This window comes from Olleya sediminilitoris (assembly GCF_016785945.1).
Taxonomy (GTDB): domain Bacteria; phylum Bacteroidota; class Bacteroidia; order Flavobacteriales; family Flavobacteriaceae; genus Olleya; species Olleya sediminilitoris.
Genome location: NZ_JAEMEF010000004.1, coordinates 126,368 through 147,724 on the forward strand (window position 1 = coordinate 126,368; position 21,357 = coordinate 147,724).

Below are 21,357 nucleotides of genomic sequence, written 5' to 3' on the forward strand. Positions count from 1 at the left end.
TAATGAAATTATTTTAGATTATGTCTATTAGCTTACAACCACTTTTTACGTTTAAAATAAACAACCATACCAATAAAAATTGCAATCATGACTATCCAAACAATATAATAACCGTCAGGGTTTTCTAGTTCAGGCATGTTTTTAAAATTCATACCATAGACACCAGCAATAAAGGTTAGTGGTATGAAGATAGTAGCCATTATGGTTAATACCTTCATAACTTCGTTCATTTTATTACTGATAGTTGTCATGTACATATCCATTAAACTCCAAATCATTTCTCGGTAAATGTCAATGTTTTCTGTTACCTGAATAATATGGTCGTAAACGTCCCTAAAATAGTGTGTGGTTTTTTCTTCTATTAACGGACCTTCGCTTTTTTCTAGTCTATTTATTATCTCGCGAAGCGGAAAAATGGCACGTCTAATTTTTAAAATTTCTCGTTTTAAGTTTTGTATTTGCTGAGAGATTTCCTCTTGCGTTAAACCCGTAAATAAATCGTCCTCAAGATCTTCGATTTTGTTACCCATGGTTTCAATAATAGCATAGTAATGGTCAACAATAGCATCGATTAACGCATATAGTAAATAGTCGGACCCTTCATCACGAATACGTCCTTTTTTATGTCTAATACGTTCTCTTAAACCGTTAAAAACATCTCCTTCTGCTTCTTGAAAAGTCAAAACGTAATTTTTACCCATGACCATGCTAACTTGCTCTGAGACTATTTTTTCAGATTCGTCATAATACATCATTTTTAAAACTATAAAAAAGTAGTCTTTATACTCGTCTATTTTTGGTCGTTGTGATGTATTTACAATATCCTCCAATATTAAAGGATGAAGATTGTAATGTTGTCCAATTTTTTCGATTTGGTTTATAAAGTTTAAACCGTTTAGATTAAACCAAGTTACGGTTTCAGAATCTTTAAATCTAAATGCTTCTTCGACAGAAGATAAATCGGCTTCTTTATAATCATGCTCATTATAATCAAAAGCATGAAGTTGTAATTGTTTATTGTCTTTGGCACCTGTATACACTAATGCACCTGGTACTTGACCTAGATGTTTTTTATAATTTTGGGTACGCTTTTTTTGTCTTTTTTTAGCCATAATGTTTACCTAGTGCATGTCACCAAAATGCTCGATAGCATCTTTTTTAACTAAAGTTACAGCTTTTTGCAGAATTAGGTTGTTTGGGTATGTTACTAAGTCTCCATCATCTTGTCTTAGTAATAGTTGAAAGGCTCTAATGTCCTCTATAATAGCTTCGATTGGAGCATCTTTATCGTGTATTTTTATTTTGTCACCTACTTTATAAGGAAACGAAAAAAACATGATTATACCAGATGTTATGTTGCTTAATATTGACCATACTGCAAATAATCCAACACCTAAAACTGCAAATACAGAAGAAAATATAACGGTTAAGTTTTCTAGTTCTGCACCAAATATATAAGCAAGTATTAAAAGGAATACCAAAAAAAGGGTAAAGGTGGTGTATCTTGATATTAAACCAATTCTTGCATCATTAATTCCGCTTTTACGACCTATTTTTTTTATTGAAATTTTTAATAGTAAACGAATGACTATAAAAACTAATAACAATATAGCTGATGCTAAAATTTCTGATTGTAAATTTTTAAAAAACATATAGCGTTTTAATAAGTTGGCAAATATAGTTTTTATTCTAATTTAAGTGTTTTTCTTAACTCTAAATCTGCGTTACTTTTTTTGTTCCAATAGGCAGATTTTATGGTTTTTAATTTTGTTGCTTTTGTAGTTAGACCGTTGATGGTTTCCTGCCAAGATTCGATAGTATACGGGAATTTAGGACTGAAGTTGATGACTAGCTTTTTATCTAAATCGGCTATAGTTAGCGTGTACTGTCCTGGCTTTATTTCCGCGAAAGCGTTATAAGATTTTAGGGGTTTATGGGTTAGTCTAGTAAACTCTAAACTTGGTATGATTTTAAAATCACCAACAGGTAAACTTTTAGGGTCGATACGTAATTGTGTCCACAGTTGATTTTCTAAAATGGCTTTGTCTAAGTTGAAATTTTGATCTGCTTCACCTTGAAAGTAAGAGTGAGAGCTGATTTGAAATTGCTCGCGATTATTTAGTTGTGTGTATACATGTCCACACCATTCTTGCATTGATGCACTAACTTTTATAGCGTGTTGGTTATTGGCTATTGGGTAAAATGTGCTTTGCATTATGCTGTAAGGATAAATACCTGTATTAAATTTTTTTGTGGCATTTAGTTTTAAAACGTTTATGTTTTGTGAAGTGTTTTGGTCTGCTTTGACTTGTTGGTCTTTAAGAAAGGGTTCGGTTACAAAGACCAAAACTGCTTTTCCGTCACGTATTTCGCCATAACGAGCTTGGTCTAATTGGTATGAGGTGATTTCGGCTTGACCTTGGTACCAATAGTCATTAAATAGTTTATTAGGTTTGAAAGCAGGTGTTTTTGTGGATTTAGTATCCTTTGTTTCTGCTTTTGCTGTTGTTTTAGTTGTACTTTCGGGCTGATTGTTGCAGCTAAATAACAAGTGAGCTATTATAATTACTGTAGTGTATTTTAGGATTTTCATAGTTTGTTTTACTATAAAAGTACAATTCTAAAATTGGTCAGCAATGGTATTTAACGTTTCATAAACAAGGTGTGTTGGCATACCAACGACATTAAAAAAGGATCCTTCTATACTAATAACTCCAATTTGGCCAATCCATTCTTGGATACCATACGATCCTGCTTTGTCCAGAGGCGCATAGGTGTTTACGTAATGCCAGATTTCGTCATCAGTAAATTCTTTAAACGTGACTTTAGTGACAGCATTTACGGTTTTTTGAAAGTTTTTAGTACGTATGCTTACAGATGTAATGACCTCGTGAGTATCATTGCTTAATGAGGCTAACATTGCGTAGGCTTCATCGTTGTTTTGTGGTTTCCCTAAAGCTTTACTTTTGTACCAAACAATGGTGTCACTGGTAACTAATATTTCATGAGGTTTAAGTTGATCTATAAACGGAATAGCTTTAAGCTCGGCTATATGATCACTGATTTGGTAGTGTAATAAATGTTTAGGGTAATCTTCTTTAGTGTCTTTTAAACGAACTTCAAAATCTAAGCCTAAATCTCTAAAAAATTGTTGTCGTCTTGGTGAGCCTGAGGCTAATATTATATGTCTGTCTTTTAGTTTTTGGTTTAGCATAATTATTTGTTTAAAAGATGAATGACCATTGATAGTATACCTAATAACATGATTACTTTAAGCCATTTGCTTATATTTTTAAACTCTGTTTTTTTCTCGGCAGTAAACAGTTTGATTGCAACGTAAACTAAAGGAGCTATGACGGTTATTAAAAAATAGACAACAACTATTTCTTGCATGTATAGAAAAGCAGCTAAATAGTAAATTAAAATACCTATGGCTATTATTGTTATTACAAATGCAATTTTTGAAGCTCTGTTAATACCTAATACTATTGGTAAGGTTTTTAATTGTGCTTTATAATCGCCATCAACGTCTTGTATGTCCTTAACAATTTCTCTGATTAATGTTATAATAAAAGCAAAAACAGAATAATCAAAAAGTACCTCAAACATTGAGGATTGTAAGTATTGGTTTTGAGGTGTTACAGCAGGCAGTAAGTCAAAAATACCAACTATAATTAAGCTTAAACCAACCATTAAACCAATAACAATATTACCAACAAGTAGTATTTGCTGTAAAAAAGTAGCATAAATGTAAAGTAAGGCTGCTATGATAACAAATATTGCAAAAAAGCTACTTTGACCCACAGCATGAGATAAATAAAACCCTAAAACGACACCAATTACCGTAAATATCATATAATAATTGTAGGCTTTGTTTACAGAAATGTGTTTGCCAATAACAAGTTGGTCTGGTTTGTTTATGGAGTCTGCATTAACATCAAGAATATCATTAATAATATAACCGCCTGATGCAATACAAAGTGTTGAAATTACTAAAAGTATAAACTGAAAGGGATCTAGTGTAGTAGATACAAAAACCGAAGTTCCGTCAATAAACATGCTTAGCGATGGGAATAAGGCATACTTAATCAATATTTGTACTAATGCTATTAGTAGCAAATTTTTAAACCTAATAAGTTGTAGTAATTTCAAGTTGTATATGTTTTAAATAAAAATTATTTGAATAATACACCTTCCAACATTTTAATGCAGCATATAGTAATTATAATAAGCAAAACTATTGTTGTAGCAATAGCAATATTTTTTTGGTGTTTTGTTTGTCTTCTAATTTTATTTTTTATTTGCAATTTTTCTATTTCAGAGAGTTTATCTATTTTAAAATCAGATTTGAATTGTTTATTGGATTCAGAATTCAAATGCGATTTTAATTTAGAGAAAGGTGTTTTAGATTTTTGGTTAAATGCCCAAGTTTTGTTGCCAAAACCAATATATCCAAATCCAATGTTATGTCTTCTTTTAGAGTGTTTCAAAATAATTATTAAAACGTTTGTGCGTCAAAATCGCTATCCCATTTACCTTGTACTTTTAGTACTTGTTCTATGACATCGCGTACACAACCTTCTCCTCCTAATTTGTGAGATATGTATTTAGAAACACGTTTGACTTCTGGTACAGCATCTTGTGGACAACTAGATAAACCAACTTGTTTTAATACAGGTACATCAGGTATGTCGTCTCCCATATACAATACATTTTCGGCTTTAATTTGATTGTTGTTTAAATACTCGTCAAATTGTACAACTTTTTGGTGTGCACCTAAATATACATCTTTAATACCTAAGTGGTTTAATCTAGTGCGTACACCTTCGTTTGTGCCTCCAGATATAATACAAACATTAAAACCATGGTTTAAGGCTTGTTTCATAGCATAACCATCTTTAACATTCATATGTCTTATCATCTCACCAGTGGAAGTAATTGTGATCATTCCGTTGGTTAAAACACCATCAACATCAAAAATGAAGGTTGTAATTTGGTGTAAATACTCTTTGTAACTTTTAGTGTCCATGGGTTTTTTTTATAGATTCTGTCATTAGTTTATAAATCGCTTCTTGGTCAGGATTATCTAATAACTTTAAATGTCTTTTAATGGTTTTTTTATCGTTTCGTTTTGCTGGTCCTGTTTGTGCTATGTAAGGTGATACTTCCTGGACTTTTCTTGCAGTTTCGGTAATTAATGGTTTTAAAATGTCAAATTCAGCACCTTGTTTTTCAGTTATTTCATGTGCTATTCTGTAAATTTGATTTGTAAAATTATTAACAAAAACAGCAGCAAGATGTAAAGCTGGTCTTTGTTTTGGATTTACTTTATAGGTGACGCAGCCTAAGCTTTGTCCTAGTGTTTCCAGTAATTTAAAATCTTTTTTTCTAAGGGTTTCTATACAAATTGGTACAGTTGTAAAATCTAAATCGACAGCTTTACTAAAGGTTTGTAATGGGTAAAAAACGCCTCTATAAAGTTTTTGGTCAATATCATATAATCTTGCACTACCAGAGGTATGTACTACCAATCGGTTTTCAAAGGGTAGTGTGCTACTTAATTCTGGTATAGCATCATCATTTACAGCAATAATATATACGTCAGCTTCAATTAAGTTGTTTACGTTGTCTGTGATTTTAACCTCATTTTTATAAGTTTCAATACTTTTTAAGTTTCGGTTGTACCATTGCACAACGTTGACAGTATTAGCCTTTTTAAAGCCTTTATATAAGTGTGTGGCAACATTTCCTGCGCCAAGCAAAACTATTTTAATCATACCGCTAAAATACTAAGAAAATAGAAATTTAGAAGTGCAAAACTTTATCTTTGTTATTATGAATAGGAAAACTATATCAAACCGTCAAGATGTTAGGCTTTTAGTAGATCAGTTTTATTTAAAAGTAAGAGCAGATAATGTATTAGGTCCTATTTTTAATGACGTTATTACAGATTGGGACAGTCATTTAAATCATTTAACTACCTTTTGGGAGTCTAGTTTGTTTATTGGTAAAAAAATAGCACATAAATATGTTGGTAATCCTTTGGAAGCTCATGAAAAAGTAGATGCTAAAATGAAGCACACTATTACCGAAATGCATTTTGGTATTTGGTTGAATTTATGGTATGGAACCATCGATCAATATTTTGAAGGTGAAATTGCTGATAACGCTAAACGTCGAGCAAGAAAAATGGGAACCTTTATGTACTTAAAGATTTTTGAAGCTAGGCAAAAGGCTTAACCGTAATTTTAACACAAGATTTGGAAGTTTTTGAGGAATTAAAACCAACAAAAACAATTATCTTTGCACGAGCTAAAAAAGGCCTATTATTATGCAAAATAGAATTGCCAAAATCTTGTTTTCTACTAGATTGACATCTGTCTTATTTATTGTTTTTGCTGTTGCTATGGCAGCAGGAACGCTTTTAGATAGAAATATGGATACCTCTCCAACACCTTATACCAGAAACTTAATTTATAATGCTTGGTGGTTTGAAGCCATTATGGTATTATTTATGGTTAATTTTATTGGTAATATTTTTAGATTTAGATTATTACGAAAAGAAAAATGGGCTACATTATTGCTGCATTTGGCTTTTATATTTATCATTTTAGGTGCTGGAATTACACGTTATTTTGGTTTTGAAGGAATGATAGCTATCAGAGAAGGTGAAACTGAAAGTGGTTTTTTATCTCAAAAAACATACATCACAGCTTACATTGATGGTGATTATAAAATTGATGGTGTACCACAGCGTTTACCTGTAGAAGAAGAAGTAGATTTTTCTGGTCGTATGACTAATAGTTTTGATTATACTGCGTCTTACAATGGTACTCCAGTAAATTTTGAATTAACAGATTTTTTTATTGGAGCAGAAGAAGATGTTGTTCCGGACGATTCTGGTGAAAATTATTTGAAAATAGTTGAAGCTAGAGGTAATGGACCACATAATCACTTCTTAAAACAAGGTAGTGTAGAAAACATACACAACCTTTTAATTGCTTTAGATAAACCAACTCAAGGTGCAGTAAATATTACAACCACAGAAAATGGGTTGATGGTTGAGTCTCCTTTTGAGGGTGAATACCTGCAAATGGCAACCATGAGTCAAGGTCAATTAATTAAAGATAGTATTCAGCCTTTAATGTTGCGTTCTAGATACGTAATTGGAGACATGCAATTGGTGTTTCCTAAACCTGTTGTAAAAGGAAAATTTGATGTTGTAAAAAAGGCAAGTTTCCTTAAACAAGATGATAATGCAGTTGTTTTAAATGTGTCTGCTAATGGCGAAACTAAAGAAATTAAATTATTGGGTAGTCAATGGTCTAATAATCGTTTTAAACAAGTTACTGTTGGTGGTTTAGATATAGCTTTAAAATATGGGTCTAAAGTTTTAGAATTACCTTTTGAAGTTAAATTAAATGATTTTATAGCCGAAAAGTTTCCTGGTACAGATAGTAATTATTCTTCTTACGAAAGTAAAGTAACAGTATTGGATAAAGAACAAGGTGATTTTGATTTTCATATATATATGAATAATATACTAGATCATAGAGGTTATCGTTTTTTTCAAGCCGATTTTGACAAAGATTTAAAAGGAACCATTCTGTCTGTAAATCATGATTATTGGGGAACTTGGGTGACCTATTTAGGTTACTTTTTGTTATACATTGGTATGATGGCAATTTTATTTGCTAACCATACAAGATTTAGAGATTTACAAAATGGTTTAGAAAAAATTAAAAACAAAAAAGAAAAAGCGGCTACATTACTTTTATTATGTTTTAGTTTAAGTGCTTTTGCACAACACGAGCAACATACGGAAGATGATGGTCACGATCACGAGACAGTTGCTGTTACACCAAACAGTAGGCCAACAAAAGCCCAAATAGACTCTATTTTAAAAGCTAATGTGGCTCCTATTAAACATGCCGAAAAGTTTGGACGTTTAGTAATACAGGATCTAGATGGTCGTATGATGCCAATTGATACGTATGCGTCAGAATTGGTTAGAAAACTAACAAAGCACGAAGGTTATGAAGGTTTAACTTCTAATCAAGTGTTTTTGAGTATTCTAGAAAGTCCAATGCTTTGGTATAACGTGCCAATAATTTATTTGGCACCCAAAAAAGCAGATTCTATTAGAGGAATTATTGGGTTGGATAAAAGTCAGAAATACGCAACAATGTTAGACTTTTTTGATGACAATTTTCAGTATAAATTAGATTCTTATTTAGAAGAAGCTTCTGCAGTAAAAGCACAAACAGGAATACAAAAAGAGTTTATAGAGGCTAATCAGCGCATTAACCTTTTAAGTAATGCTATTGAAGGTCGATCGTTAAAGATTTTTCCTGTTCCTGATGATGAAAACAATAAATGGATTTCTCCTTTTGAATATAAAAACGAAGGGTTTAACCAAAAAATACAAGACACAACTTATGGTAGTTTTATAGGTTCTGGTTTTGATTGGTATTTATTAACTTTAAATGAAGCCAAAAAAACTGGTGATTTTACTAAAGCTGAAAAGTTGTTAGATGCTTTTAAAGTTTCACAGAAAAAAGTTGGAGCTAACGTAATGCTTAGTGATGATAAGATTGATACTGAAATTTTATATAATAAGTACGATGTGTTTAAAAAACTGTTTAGTTGGTACATGTATGCAGGAACTTTGTTGTTTGTGTTGTTACTATGGCAAATCTTTAAATCTAACAATAAATGGTTAAACACAAGTATTGTTATATTCAAGTTTGTTATTTTAGGGTTGTTTGTATTGCATACTCTAGGTTTAATAGCGCGTTGGTATATTTCTGGTCATGCACCTTGGAGTGATGCTTATGAGTCTATGATTTATGTGGCTTGGGCTACAATGTTTTTTGGTTTAGCTTTTGGTCGTAAAAGTGACTTAACGTTAGCATCTACAGCATTTGTGACAGCCATGATTTTAATGATAGCACACTGGAACTGGATGGATCCAGCAATTGCAAATCTTCAACCGGTTTTAAATAGTTATTGGTTAATGATACATGTTGCTGTAATTGTAGCAAGTTATGGTCCATTTACTTTAGGTATGATATTAGGAATAGTATCCTTGGTTTTAATTTTGTTGACCAACAAAAACAATAAAGCTAAAATGGATTTAAATATAAAAGAATTAACTATAATCAATGAGATGTCTTTAACCGTAGGTTTGGTTATGTTAACCATAGGGAACTTCCTTGGTGGTCAATGGGCTAATGAGAGTTGGGGAAGATATTGGGGTTGGGATCCAAAAGAAACTTGGGCTTTAATTAGTATTATGTTATATGCATTTGTTATTCACATGCGATTAGTGCCAGGTTTACGTGGACGTTGGTTTTTTAATTTAATGTCAATAATTACTTTTGGAAGTATATTAATGACTTATTTTGGAGTGAATTTTTACTTGTCAGGATTGCATAGTTATGCAAGTGGAGATCAAATTGTAAGCTTTAAATTTATAGGAATTGCATTGGTGATTATTGCAATATTAGCTGTGTTTTCTTATAGAAAGTACGCTAAGTTTTATAAGAAATAAAAAGAATTTACTTTTACATAAAAAAAACTCACTATTAGTAGTGAGTTTTTTTTGCTTTATGAAGTACTTATAAAAAAGGAGAGGTTAATTTTATATAGATGTATCAAGGATTTGGATACAAATAACATGTGTGTATTTAATAAAAAAAAGACTTGCTAATACTAGCAAGTCTTTTAATTGTTGTTGGTAATAATTAAATGATTAATTATTCAATACAATTTGCTTAATTATAGTTTCTTTTTCAGTAATAATATGTAGTATTATGTTTTTTTCTTCGCTAGCAAAATTTAAATACGTTTGTTTAGCGTTTATATTTCTAGCCATTTGTAATGTGTTACCGTTGTAATTGTAAACTTTAATTTCTTTTATTGTGTCATTATCTGGAGCAGTAACTTTTAATTGTCCAGAGTTGATTAGGTATCCAACTTTAGCTTTCTTTTTCTTTTTTGGATCTAAAGATGATATATTGTCATTATTTTCATCCGTTGTTTCTGGTTGACTAAAAGTAATGTAAAAGCGATCTGTGTAATCTGCTGCATCTACAGTTTCTGTATAAGCAGTATCGTTTATTTTAGTATAGGTGTTTAATAAAGCATCGTGTATGTAAACATCAATATCATTAGTAAATCCTTCTAAGCTTGTTAATGCAATTTGTGCTGTTCCAGAAGTTTCATTATACATTCCTAGTAAATATTGTTTGCTATCGTCAAAACTACCAACTCCTTGTATAACATATCTATTACCTTCAATAATCCAGTTTAAATCATTGGATTGAGGAAAAATAGCTGAGGCATCATAACCATAATCAACACCTTCTGTAGCAATGTTATTTGATGTAAAACCTAATACAAGTTCTCTAACAGCTCCATTTGGAGAAGTATATTCTAATCTTAATATTTGAACACTGCTTGATGCATTGTTTGTGTTTTCTGAAGTAACATTAGAGTTTAAAGCGAATATGTTGTTACAGATTAATAGTAATAATAGTAAAGTAGATTTTTTCATAATTAGTTTATTTGTCGGTTAAACGGTAAATTTATTCGACAAAGTTACATTTTATTTTGAATTACAACCGTGAATTGCGTTTTTTTTTCGATGAAATGCATTTTTTACAACAAGTAGAGGTTTGTTATTCGATTAAATGCATATAAAGTAGTTTAAGTGTATTGTCTCGTCTTTTTCATTCAATATAAACAGATAATCGAGTGATTTTCTGACAAAACATAAAGCAATGCTTTGTGTTAAGTAAGAATCATATAGTTTTAGCAGCTTCAAAAATGACTTGATTAGTAATCTTTATTAACTTTGAGACATAAATAATATTATATAGTATGAAGTTTTTAAAAGAGTTTAAAGAATTTGCAGTAAAAGGTAATATGATGGATATGGCTATTGGTATTATTATAGGTGCATCCTTTAATAAGGTAATAGATGTATTGGTTAAAAAAGTGTTTTTACCACCTTTATCTTTAATGACAGATGGTTTAAACTTTCAAAATAAACGCTTAATTTTAAGAGATGCTATTACAAATAACGAGGGTGTAATTACTACTCAAGAAGTAGCAGTGCATTATGGAGAGTTATTTGAGGTGTTTTTAGATTTTTTAATCGTAGGATTTACAGTGTTTTTAGTTGTAAAAGCTATGAATAGATTAAGAGATAAGTCTCAAGATGTTAAAAATAAAACTGTTAAAACTCCTAAGGATATAGAATTACTGTCAAGATTATCAGAGTTAATGGAAGAGCAAAATTCTTTACTAAAAGCATCTAAAAAATAAGGTCATGCCAAAACCAAAAGGTCAAAAAAACACTAAAAATAAAGCAAAGCACTCTAAGTTAATGGCTAAAAAGATTAACAAAAAGAAAAAAGAAGAGTTGCTCAGAAAACAACGTCTTAAAGCAATTATAAAAGGCGCTTCAAAAGAGGATGATAGTAATTAAACTATAATTTAATTAGTGTTTTATCAAGATTTAGCTCCTTAATTATAGTGTTAGCAAAACTATAATGTCCTTTTGTGCTTATAATTTTAAATCTATGGTCTTTCATTCTTGTAAAAACATCTAATAAACGCCATTTAGATTTTAATAATTTAGGCTTCTCACTTTTTAACCCAAGTTCAAAGTAGTATTTTTTGGTTCGTTTATAAGCAGTAATATCTGGTGTCATAACTAAATTGTTTTCCTTTTTTATAAAAGTTTTTGGCTGCTCATAACCAGTTAAATCTGCTTTAATGTTTTCAAAACCTAAAAATTCTAAATGGTTAATAGATTGTTGTAAAATGTCTTCGTGTGTAGTTTTGTCTTGTGCTATCATAATCAATATTATACAAAATAAATAAAACCTATTGCGTTAATAAGTCGTTAAATCTGAATAAGTTATTTATATTATTGTAGCTTACAATTAAATATTCAGCTATTAAATTAGTAAATTACAGCTTTAAAATTATGTATTAAATGAAAGCAAAAAAACAAGGTTTAAATACCATTTGCACTCACGTTGGAGAAGTGCCTGATGATCAGTTCAAAGGTGCAATTTCTCCAATATATCTATCTTCATCTTATCAATTCATGGATGTTGATGTAAAACGATATCCAAGATATTTTAACACACCAAATCAAGAATATTTAGCAAAAAAGATTGCAGCATTAGAGTTTACTGAAACTGCAATGATTTTTGGTTCAGGTATGGCAGCAATCAGTCATATGTTTTTAGCCTTTTTAAAATCAGGTGATCATATTGTTGTACAAAATACATTATATGGAGGAACAGCAAATTTTATAAGAGAAGAGTTTCCTAAGCTAAATATAGAATTTACTTTTACAGATGGTTATAAAGTTGAAGATTTTGAAGCAGTAATTCAGCCTAATACAAAGCTAATTCATATTGAAACACCTTCTAATCCGTTACTAACTATTACAGATATCAAAGCAATTGCAAAATTAGGTAAGCAAAACAATATTGTAACTAGTATTGATAATACGTTTGCAAGTCCTGTTAATCAAAATCCAGCGCAATTTGGAATAGATTTGATTATGCATTCTGCAACTAAATATTTTGGTGGTCATTCAGATATTTGCGCTGGTGCAGTAGCAGGAAGTCATGAGCATATGGAAAAAATTTGGCATGTGTCTAAAAATTATGGTGGTAGTTTAAGCGATTTTACTGTTTGGATGTTGGAGCGTAGCATGAAAACCATGGGATTACGTGTTAAAGCACAAAGTAAAAATGCTTTAAAAATGGCAAAATGGTTAGACAAACAATCTTTTGTTAAAACGGTATATTATCCTGGACTAAAAAGTCATCCAGAACATAAATTAGCTAAATTACAAATGAAAAGCTTTGGTGCTATGTTGTCTTTTGAATTGATAGACAGTATTAATTCTGATCAATTCATGAAACAATTACAATTAATAAAACCATCAATAAGTCTTGCAGGTGTAGAAAGTACAATACTGTCTCCGACACAAACTTCACACGCATTATTAACACCAGAACAGCGTGAAGCTGTAGGGATTTCTGATGGATTAATTAGATTTTCATTAGGAATAGAAGAAGCTAAAGACTTAAAACAAGACATTAAACAAGCGATAAAAACAATCCAATAAAACCAAAAGTTGTGCATAAAAAAAATAAACATTCTGAAGATTACAATTTTGAAACACTTGCAACAGTACACCCAAAACTAGAATCTTTTGTGTTTACAAATGCCAATAATAAAAAGACCATTGATTTTGCAAATCCTAAAGCGGTTAAAACCTTAAATGCAGCATTATTGCATACGCATTATGATGTAAGCTTTTGGGACTTTCCAGATCATTTTTTGTGTCCTCCAATTCCTGGTCGTGTAGATTATATTCATCATTTATCAGACTTATTACAACGTTCACAATTAGATAAAGACATTACTATTATGGATATTGGTACAGGTGCAAATTGCATTTACCCTTTATTAGGGACCTCAAGTTATGATTGGAACTTTATAGCTGTAGACAGTAATGATGACGCAATAAAGTCTGCACAAAATATTATTAATAAAAACAACTTACAAAATAAAATTAAGCTTAAAAAACAAACAGACGATACACATGTATTGCAGGATGTTTTAAATGAAAATGATAAGGTTACTATCACGATGTGTAATCCACCATTTTTTAAAAACGAAGCAGATGCAATTAAAGCAACAACAAGTAAACTGAAAGGTTTAGGTAAACCTACAGACCAAATGGTGCGTAACTTTGCAGGACAAGCTCATGAGTTATGGTATAAAGGAGGAGAAAAAGCTTTTTTGCATACTTATCTTTACGAAAGTTCATTACAAAAAACAAGCAGTTTTTGGTATACTAGTTTGGTTTCTAATAAAGATAATATTAAGACCATGAACCAATCTCTTAAAAAGTTAGGAGCCACATCAGTAATGACTATAGCAATGAATATAGGAAACAAAAAAAGTCGTATTGTTGCTTGGACTTTTTTAAATGAAGAACAAAAACAAAATTGGAATAAAAAATAAAAAAAATGAAAGTAGATATATTAGCATTTGGTGCACATCCAGACGATGTCGAGCTTGGAGCAGGAGGTACCATAGCTAAAGAAATTGCAAACGGAAAAACTGTTGCAATTGTAGATTTAACTAAAGGGGAATTAGGAACACGTGGGACAGAGTTTACACGTAAAGCTGAAGCTGAAGATGCTAAAAACATATTAGGTGTATCCTATAGAGAAAATTTAGGATTTGCTGATGGTTTTTTTATTAATGACAAACAACATCAGTTAGAAATTATTAAAATGATACGTAAGTATCAACCAGAAATTATTTTATGTAACGCTATTGACGATAGACATATAGATCATGGTAAAGGAAGTAAATTAGTTAGTGATGCTTGTTTTTTAAGTGGTTTAATTAAAATTGAAACTAGTATTGATGGTCAACCACAAAAGCAATGGAGACCAAAACAAGTGTACCATTACATACAATGGAAAACCATTGAACCTGACTTTGTAGTAGATGTTTCAAGTCATATGGATACTAAGTTAAAAAGTGTGTTAGCTTACAAAACTCAGTTTTTTGATCCTGATAGTAAAGAGCCTGAAACACCAATTTCTAGCAAAAACTTTACAGATAGCGTAAAATATAGAGCTCAAGACCTAGGAAGAATTATAAATGTTGATTACGCAGAAGGTTATAATGTAGAGCGTTACGTCGCTGTGGAAAGTTTATTTGATTTAAAATAAAAATTTTTATTAAAAATATTTGTAATAACTAGTAAATAAATTACCTTTGCACACGCATTATTAAATGCGCACAAATGGTGGTTGTAGCTCAGCTGGTTAGAGCGTCGGTTTGTGGTACCGAAAGTCGCCGGTTCGAACCCGGTCTTCCACCCAAAAGTAAAAAGCTTCTCTGAAAAGAGAAGCTTTTTTTGTTTATAGAAATTTACAAATAAGACATAAAAAATCCCGTAATTTTAATTACGGGATTTTTTAATTTATTACTCAGCTTTATCAACTACAAGTCTCGCGTCTCTGTTAGCTACTTCCCAAGCAGTGTAAAACACTAATCGTGCTCTGTTTTCTAATAAATCATATTCAATTTTATCTGGTGTATCACTTGGTCTGTGATAATCATCGTGTGTTCCATTAAAATAAAAAATTACAGGAATATTGTTTTTAGCAAAGTTATAATGGTCCGATCTGTAGTAAAAACGATTAGGATCATTATCATCATTAAACGTATAGTCCAACTCAATGTTTGTGTATTTAGTATTAACGTCTTCAGATATATTATGTAAATCTGTACTTAACTTATCACTTCCAATTAAGTAAATATAGTTTCTATCTCCTGTTTTACGTTTTGGATCTGTACGTCCAATCATATCAATGTTTAAGTTAGCAACAGTGTTTTCTAAAGGAAAAATAGGATCGTTATCTGTATAATGTCTACTTCCAAGTAATCCTTTTTCTTCACCTGTTACATTTAAAAAGACTATTGATCGTTTTGGACCATGACCTTCTTTTTTAGCTTTAGCAAAAGCCTGAGCTATTTCTAAAACAGCAACAGTACCAGAACCATCATCATCAGCTCCATTATATACTTCACCATCTTTAATACCTTCGTGATCTAAATGTGCAGAGATGACAACGTATTCATTTGGCTTTTCGCTTCCTTTAATAATAGCTGCAACATTTTCAGAAGACAATGCTTTAGACTTGTTTGTATAGTCTAAGGCTATAGTAGCAGGTTGTGTTTCATTAGTAAAAGATTTGTCAAAACTAGTAATGTCCTTATTAAATAATGCTTTTACAGTTTCGGTATTAACTAAAAAGTAAAACATTTTTTTATCCTTGCTAACTAAGCTCATTCTTCCGCTTGAAGTTCCGTAGCGTAATGCAGCCATAGCAAATACTTTTGGATTGTAGTATAATACGGCTTTAGCACCTTTTTTCATTGCTATGTCACGTTTTAAAGCAAATTCTTGTCTAAAATTAGACCATTTAGAATCTTCTTTAGTACCAGAAATCACGTAAGTTCCATCATCATTCTTCGGCTCACCATTAATAAAAAAGACGACTTTATCTTTAATGTCTACATTTTTATAGTTTGAAAATTTATCATCTTCAATTCCGTAACCTAGATTTACAATTTCGTTAGCATTTAGTGTAGAGGTCTCCATTGGATTAATAGATACAAAATCTTCAAGACTTGTTAAGTTTTTGTCATTAACAGTTAACTTGACCTCTGGTTTTGATTGTAATTGTAATGGTACGTCTTGAAAGTAGTTTCCGTCAGACTTTGCTGCAGGAATACCATATTGTATATAGTGTTCTTTTAAAAACTGAACAGCTTTTTTTTGACCTTCAGCTCCAGTTTCTCTTCCTTCAAATTCATCAGAAGCATATTGATATAATGCTGTTTTTAATTCTTCTTGAGTTATGGTCTTAGCATATACACTAGGATCAGTAGTAGTGTTTGTTGTAGTTTTGCTTTTTTGCGAACTTCCGCAGGCAATAAATAATAGGCTTAATGAAGCTATTGAAAAAATGGATTTCATTTAATAAGATATATTTTACAGTTACACTTGTAAAAGTACAAGAAATTTTAGGCTTTTACTAAATTATAATTACATTTTCTAGATTAGAAAAAATCAATAAAAAAAGAGCCTATTTTAAATTTTAAAATAGGCTCTTTTTGGTGTAAGATTATAATTTATAGCTTTAATCAGTGATGATTATATCTTCTAATTCTTCTTTAGCTTCTTCTTTTCTTTTGTCCTCTGTTTGCTTAAGTTCTTTAGTATCTCCAACTTCTGCAACAGTAAAAATAGTTTTATAAGTTGCAAGGCTTAAGCTAATAATAGTCAATAAAAAAACAACCTGAATGACATGTGTTGGTAAATCTTGATTACGTGCTTTCAAAAATGCTAAAATACCAAATATTGCAGCTAAAATAGCAGGTATAAATGCTAGTTTATATAACGGTAAAACAGATAATATTACTGCTAATACAGCAAAAATTAGACCTAAAATAATACTTAGTTTTCTCATGCTTTTTTTAGTTTTTTAATCCAGTTGCCGATTTAATTTTTAACTCACCACTACCAACCGCAATTTTAAATTTTGCAAAAACAGGTATTTTGTTTTCATCAGCAGTTAACCATAATAAGTTAGAATTGCTTCCTTTTAAAACATCTGTTCCTGATGTGCTAATTGCTAATTTGTAGCATTCTTTTTTACCTAAAGCTGTATTTATAGTTTCTTTAGCTAATAATTTAAATCTAAATTTAGTCTGCTTATTATCAAATAAAACGGTAAAAGAATCTGATGCACCAATTGGTGCTTTTTTGATGTCTAAAGTTCTAATTTTATATATAGTGGCAACAATATCTTTTGTTCCTCCATTGATTTTTACATTTTCTTTTTTATCCCAAAAACCAGAAGCAGTGTTTTTTGTTTTCTTTTTAATGACGCTATTTACGCGATTGGTTTTATGGTTGTATTTATATTTTACAAATTTGTAATAACCACCTTCATTAATTTCTCGGTTGTATAAATATGGTGTTATAGTTCTTGGGTTAACATAACTTTCATACAGATCTCTAATTTTAAAATAACTATCAAAACTACTATAAGTGGTTGCTGTACATTTTAAATGTAAAAGTTTGGATGAGCTAGTATTCATTTCACTAGTTTCCATTCTAACTTCTGCTACATCTGTTAAAATTCCGGACATGTTATAAGCAGCAGAAAATATAAGTTTTTCGCCAGCTTTAAAAGCTCTATTGTCCTGTCCATAGCTAAAAGTTAAAGCAGCTAATAGTAATAATAAGGTTAGTTTAAAATTCATAATATGAGTATTTAATTGTCAAAGATATAACTTAACATTAATTGTGCCGAAATTATTGTATGAATTTAAAATCATGTTAAAGCTTTTTTTTACATCTCTACCAATAAATCAATTTTGTACCTTTGTGATGTGATAAAAGAAATTTTACATAAAAGTTTGTCCTTTGTTATGGCATTAGTCGTGTTGTTTTCAACATTGTCTTTTACTGTAGAGCGTCATTATTGTGGCGATTTTTTAGTAGACACAGCAGTATTTACTAAAGCTAAAAGTTGTAATAAGGATGTTTCTAATGTAAATGAAGAGACTGTGGTTGTTATGAAACCATGTTGTAAAAATGAAGTAGATGTTGTAAAAGGTCAAGACCAATTAAAAAATAACTCTTTTGATGATTTAGACTTTAAAACGCAATCTTTTATTACCACTTTGGTATTGTCTTACTTTGATTTATTTGAAAGTCTACCAAAGTTAAAAATCCCCCATAAAAATTACGATCCACCTTCCTTAATTGTGGATTATCAAGTCCTTCACGACGTATATATTATTTGATAAAAAGCTTTGTTTAGTTTTCGCTTATGCGGAAAACACATAAAGGAATTTTTTATTAAAAAAATATATAAATGAAACAAACTTATAATATTACAGGTATGTCCTGTAATACTTGTAAAGTAGATATTGAATCTGCTTTACAATCCACAAAACATGTACAATCTGCTGTTGTAGATTTAGATACTACCAAAGTAATTTTGGACGTTTCTAAACCTGTTTTAAAAAATCAATTGCAGTACACATTGTTAAATACATATTCAGTTAATCCTATAAAACCAAATAAACAACAGGTTGTAAATCCTATTTTGATGTTGTTTTTAGTTGTGTTTAGCTTGTTATCAGTAACAAGTTTTGGTCAATCCGAATTGTCAGGAGTTATTTATGAAGCCTCAACAGATAACAATCCACAACCTTTATTTGGTGCCAACATGATTTGGTTAGGTACTAGTGTTGGGACTTCTACAGATATAAATGGACAATTTAAAATACCATATAATTCAAATTACAAAAAGCTTATAGTCAGTTATGTTGGATTTAAAACCGATACTATAGATGTAATCAGTAACAAGACTATTAAACATTATTTAAATCCAACTACAGATTTAGATGAAGTTGTTGTGCAATCCAGAAAAAAAGCAACTTCTAGATCCTATTTAAAAGCCACAAATACAATGTTGGTTAGTAGTGATGAGCTTTTAAAAGCAGCTTGTTGTAACTTGTCTGAAAGTTTTGAAACCAATCCGTCAATTGATGTTAATTTTAGCGATGCAGTTACAGGAACACGACAAATAAAAATGTTAGGATTATCAAGTCCTTATATATTGATTGCAACAGAAAACATTCCGTCAGTAAGAGGTGCTTCCCAAGCATTTGGATTAAGTTTTATTCCTGGGACTTGGGTTGAAAGTATTCAAATTACCAAAGGAGCAGGTAGTGTAGTTAATGGTTATGAGAGTATTGCAGGACAAATTAATGCAGAGCTAGTAAAACCAACTACAGATAATTCGTTTTTTTTAAATCTGTATGGAGCAAGTAGTACACGTTTAGAGCTTAATACTCATTTTAATACTAGTTTAAGCGATAAATGGAGTACAGGTCTGTACATTCACGGAAATACGCACCAGGAGAAGCATGATGTAAATAATGATGGGTTTTTAGATATGCCTTTATATAGTCAAGTTAATCTAATGAACCGTTGGCAATATACTGATACCGAAAAAGGTTTTGTAAGTTTTATAAATCTAAAATATTTAAATGACGATAAACAAGGTGGTCAGTTAGATTTTAATCCAGATACAGACAAATTAACTACAAACGCTTGGGGAAGCGAGATTAATACACAACGCTATGAGTTGTCTGCTAAACTAGGTTATGTTAATCCAGAAATTCCTTGGCAAAGTATTGGTGTTCAATTAGCCTTTAGTCAGCATGATCAAAACTCTTACTTTGGATTAAACCAATATGATATAGAACATACAAGTGTATACACAAATGTTATGTATAACTCAATTATAGATGACTCTAGACATAAAATAAAAACTGGTGTTAATTTTACTTATGATGCCTATGACGAATTTGCTATTGGTCAAAATTTTGAAAGAGTAGAGCGCTCTTTTGGAGCTTTTGGAGAATATTCGTTTGATAATTTAGAAAAATTCACACTGACTGCTGGATTACGTTTTGATAGTCATAATTTATTAGGCGAATTTATAACACCTAGGCTTCATATGCGTTATTCACCATGGAGTAAATCTGCTTTCAAAGCTTCTATTGGACGAGGTAAGCGAAGTGCAAATATTTTTGCTGAAAACCAAAACTTATTTGCATCGTCTAGAGTATTTTCAATTTTAAATTCTAACGGAAGTATTTATGGATTAGATCCTGAAATTGCATGGAATTATGGAGCTTCCTACTTGCAAGGGTTTAATCTTTTTGGCAGAGCTGCAGATGTTACGTTTGACTTTTATCGTACAGATTTTAAAAACCAAATTGTTGTTGATTTAGAAAACGCACAACAAGTCAATTTTTATAACTTAGAAGGTGATAGTTATGCAAATAGTTTTCAAGTCGAATTAAATTATAATGTATTTAATCATTTTGATTTTAGAACTGCTTACAAGTTTTATGATGTAAAAACGGAATACCAAACAGGTAAATTGGCAAAACCATTAACGCCAAAACATCGTTTTTTTGCTAATGCATCTTATGAAACAAATATTAAAAATAATAGTAACTGGAAATTTGATGTAACTTACAATTGGTTAAGTCAGCAACGTTTTGCATCAACAACTAGTAACGCTTTACCATATGTGCTTGATGATTATTCTCCAACAATAGGTACAATTAATGCTCAAGTAACCAAAGTGTTTTCTCCAAAATTTGAAGTATATTTAGGAGGAGAAAACATCACAAATGTTAGACAAAGTAATCCAATAGTTAGTGCAGAAAATCCATTTGGCTCAAGTTTTGATACAAACTTTGTGTATGGACCAATATTTGGAAGTATGTATTACGCAGGATTAAGATATAAACTAAAATAAAAACTTATAAAAAAATGAAAAAAATAATAGTTTTACTACTAATGGTAACATCAGCAATGACGTTTGCCCAAGACAAAAACAAAAGAGAAACTTTAGATGTAGATGGTGTTTGCGGAATGTGCAAAGCCAGAATAGAAAAAGCTTGCTTCAAAACCAAAGGTGTTAAAAGCGCTATTTGGAGTGTGGAAACACATGAGTTAAAATTAATTTACGACGAGCGTAAAACAGATTTAAAAACAATACAACAAAGTGTTCTTAATGCTGGACATGATTCAGAGGGTTTAAAAGCATCTGATGAAGCTTACGCATCTGTTCATGATTGCTGTAAATATAGAGATGAAGCTATTAAATATGATCATAAAAAGGAATAACTTTT

23 protein-coding genes and 1 tRNA gene are annotated in these 21,357 nt (G+C 30.7%); 11 read left to right on the top strand and 13 right to left on the bottom strand.

Annotation, left to right across the window (positions count from 1 at the left end; all coding sequences use genetic code 11):
* Positions 1-32: 32 nt before the first annotated feature.
* From corA to JAO71_RS06335, 8 genes are read right to left on the bottom strand one after another with little or no spacing between them, the layout of a single operon-like run.
* Positions 33-1,112, bottom strand: coding sequence for a magnesium/cobalt transporter CorA (gene corA, locus JAO71_RS06300; RefSeq protein ID WP_028606444.1), 1,080 nt, complete (start codon positions 1,110-1,112; stop codon positions 33-35).
* A gap of 9 nt (positions 1,113-1,121) precedes the next feature.
* The gene (locus JAO71_RS06305) at positions 1,122-1,652 is read right to left on the bottom strand and encodes a mechanosensitive ion channel domain-containing protein (protein WP_054851423.1); all 531 of its coding nucleotides are present in this window, start codon (positions 1,650-1,652) and stop codon (positions 1,122-1,124) included.
* Between the two features lie 32 nt (positions 1,653-1,684).
* Entirely contained in the window at positions 1,685-2,593 is a 909-nt protein-coding gene (locus tag JAO71_RS06310) for a hypothetical protein (protein WP_054851422.1), read from the bottom strand.
* A gap of 27 nt (positions 2,594-2,620) precedes the next feature.
* A complete protein-coding gene (locus JAO71_RS06315) occupies positions 2,621-3,214 on the bottom strand; it encodes a Maf family nucleotide pyrophosphatase (RefSeq protein WP_202999639.1) in 594 nt (197 codons plus the stop codon).
* A gap of 2 nt (positions 3,215-3,216) precedes the next feature.
* Positions 3,217-4,152, bottom strand: a complete 936-nt coding sequence (locus tag JAO71_RS06320) for a geranylgeranylglycerol-phosphate geranylgeranyltransferase (RefSeq protein WP_202999641.1) — start codon at positions 4,150-4,152, stop codon at positions 3,217-3,219.
* Positions 4,153-4,175: 23 nt separating this feature from the next.
* On the bottom strand, positions 4,176-4,490 hold the full coding sequence (locus JAO71_RS06325) for a hypothetical protein (protein WP_202999643.1): 315 nt from the start codon (positions 4,488-4,490) through the stop codon (positions 4,176-4,178).
* A gap of 8 nt (positions 4,491-4,498) precedes the next feature.
* Positions 4,499-5,029 (bottom strand): KdsC family phosphatase, encoded by a 531-nt coding sequence (locus JAO71_RS06330; RefSeq protein WP_054851419.1) that lies wholly within the window; start codon positions 5,027-5,029, stop codon positions 4,499-4,501.
* On the bottom strand, positions 5,019-5,777 hold the full coding sequence (locus JAO71_RS06335; protein ID WP_202999645.1) for a Rossmann-like and DUF2520 domain-containing protein: 759 nt from the start codon (positions 5,775-5,777) through the stop codon (positions 5,019-5,021). Before JAO71_RS06335 ends, JAO71_RS06330 begins: the two co-directional genes overlap by 11 nt.
* Positions 5,778-5,835: 58 nt before the next feature.
* Here JAO71_RS06335 and JAO71_RS06340 point away from each other — a divergent pair, with 58 nt between their 5' ends.
* A complete protein-coding gene (locus tag JAO71_RS06340) occupies positions 5,836-6,240 on the top strand; it encodes a group III truncated hemoglobin (RefSeq protein ID WP_202999647.1) in 405 nt (134 codons plus the stop codon).
* Positions 6,241-6,331: 91 nt separating this feature from the next.
* Positions 6,332-9,553 (top strand): cytochrome c biogenesis protein CcsA, encoded by a 3,222-nt coding sequence (gene ccsA, locus JAO71_RS06345; protein WP_202999654.1) that lies wholly within the window; start codon positions 6,332-6,334, stop codon positions 9,551-9,553.
* 201 nt (positions 9,554-9,754) lie between these two features.
* On the opposite strand, the gene JAO71_RS06350 is transcribed toward ccsA, so the two are convergent.
* Complete coding sequence (locus JAO71_RS06350; RefSeq protein WP_202999656.1) at positions 9,755-10,558, bottom strand: hypothetical protein; 804 nt, start codon at positions 10,556-10,558, stop codon at positions 9,755-9,757.
* A 326-nt stretch (positions 10,559-10,884) separates the two neighbouring features.
* On the opposite strand from JAO71_RS06350, the gene mscL reads away from it, so the two are divergent.
* Positions 10,885-11,331 carry a large conductance mechanosensitive channel protein MscL gene (mscL, locus tag JAO71_RS06355; RefSeq protein ID WP_028291202.1) on the top strand — a complete coding sequence of 149 codons (447 nt, stop codon included), beginning with the start codon at positions 10,885-10,887 and terminating at the stop codon, positions 11,329-11,331.
* 4 nt (positions 11,332-11,335) lie between these two features.
* Positions 11,336-11,494, top strand: a complete 159-nt coding sequence (locus JAO71_RS06360) for a hypothetical protein (protein ID WP_187294254.1) — start codon at positions 11,336-11,338, stop codon at positions 11,492-11,494.
* A gap of 1 nt (position 11,495) precedes the next feature.
* Here the strand turns inward: JAO71_RS06360 and JAO71_RS06365 are convergent, their stop codons facing one another.
* Positions 11,496-11,867, bottom strand: coding sequence for a hypothetical protein (locus JAO71_RS06365; RefSeq protein ID WP_028291201.1), 372 nt, complete (start codon positions 11,865-11,867; stop codon positions 11,496-11,498).
* Positions 11,868-12,007: 140 nt separating this feature from the next.
* Between JAO71_RS06365 and JAO71_RS06370 the strand changes: the two genes are divergently transcribed.
* From JAO71_RS06370 to JAO71_RS06385, 4 genes are all read left to right on the top strand, one after another.
* Positions 12,008-13,159 (top strand): trans-sulfuration enzyme family protein, encoded by a 1,152-nt coding sequence (locus tag JAO71_RS06370; RefSeq protein ID WP_202999658.1) that lies wholly within the window; start codon positions 12,008-12,010, stop codon positions 13,157-13,159.
* 11 nt (positions 13,160-13,170) lie between these two features.
* Positions 13,171-14,064 carry a 23S rRNA (adenine(1618)-N(6))-methyltransferase RlmF gene (gene rlmF, locus JAO71_RS06375; RefSeq protein WP_317193461.1) on the top strand — a complete coding sequence of 298 codons (894 nt, stop codon included), beginning with the start codon at positions 13,171-13,173 and terminating at the stop codon, positions 14,062-14,064.
* 5 nt (positions 14,065-14,069) lie between these two features.
* Positions 14,070-14,786 (top strand): bacillithiol biosynthesis deacetylase BshB1, encoded by a 717-nt coding sequence (gene bshB1 / locus JAO71_RS06380; protein ID WP_028606434.1) that lies wholly within the window; start codon positions 14,070-14,072, stop codon positions 14,784-14,786.
* 76 nt (positions 14,787-14,862) lie between these two features.
* Positions 14,863-14,938: transfer RNA gene (locus JAO71_RS06385), tRNA-His, on the top strand.
* A gap of 105 nt (positions 14,939-15,043) precedes the next feature.
* Here JAO71_RS06385 and JAO71_RS06390 read toward each other — a convergent pair.
* From JAO71_RS06390 to JAO71_RS06400, 3 genes are all read right to left on the bottom strand, one after another.
* Positions 15,044-16,603 carry a M28 family peptidase gene (locus tag JAO71_RS06390; RefSeq protein ID WP_202999660.1) on the bottom strand — a complete coding sequence of 520 codons (1,560 nt, stop codon included), beginning with the start codon at positions 16,601-16,603 and terminating at the stop codon, positions 15,044-15,046.
* 163 nt (positions 16,604-16,766) lie between these two features.
* The gene (locus tag JAO71_RS06395) at positions 16,767-17,096 is read right to left on the bottom strand and encodes an FUSC family protein (protein ID WP_202999662.1); all 330 of its coding nucleotides are present in this window, start codon (positions 17,094-17,096) and stop codon (positions 16,767-16,769) included.
* A 7-nt stretch (positions 17,097-17,103) separates the two neighbouring features.
* Positions 17,104-17,895, bottom strand: coding sequence for a DUF3108 domain-containing protein (locus JAO71_RS06400; RefSeq protein ID WP_202999664.1), 792 nt, complete (start codon positions 17,893-17,895; stop codon positions 17,104-17,106).
* A 129-nt stretch (positions 17,896-18,024) separates the two neighbouring features.
* Here JAO71_RS06400 and JAO71_RS06405 point away from each other — a divergent pair, with 129 nt between their 5' ends.
* The 3 genes from JAO71_RS06405 to JAO71_RS06415 all read left to right on the top strand — a co-directional run bounded on the left by JAO71_RS06405 (position 18,025) and on the right by JAO71_RS06415 (position 21,352).
* A complete protein-coding gene (locus JAO71_RS06405) occupies positions 18,025-18,441 on the top strand; it encodes an HYC_CC_PP family protein (RefSeq protein ID WP_317193462.1) in 417 nt (138 codons plus the stop codon).
* A gap of 71 nt (positions 18,442-18,512) precedes the next feature.
* Entirely contained in the window at positions 18,513-20,981 is a 2,469-nt protein-coding gene (locus JAO71_RS06410; protein ID WP_202999666.1) for a TonB-dependent receptor domain-containing protein, read from the top strand.
* A gap of 14 nt (positions 20,982-20,995) precedes the next feature.
* The gene (locus tag JAO71_RS06415; RefSeq protein ID WP_202999668.1) at positions 20,996-21,352 is read left to right on the top strand and encodes a heavy-metal-associated domain-containing protein; all 357 of its coding nucleotides are present in this window, start codon (positions 20,996-20,998) and stop codon (positions 21,350-21,352) included.
* Positions 21,353-21,357 lie beyond the last annotated feature (5 nt).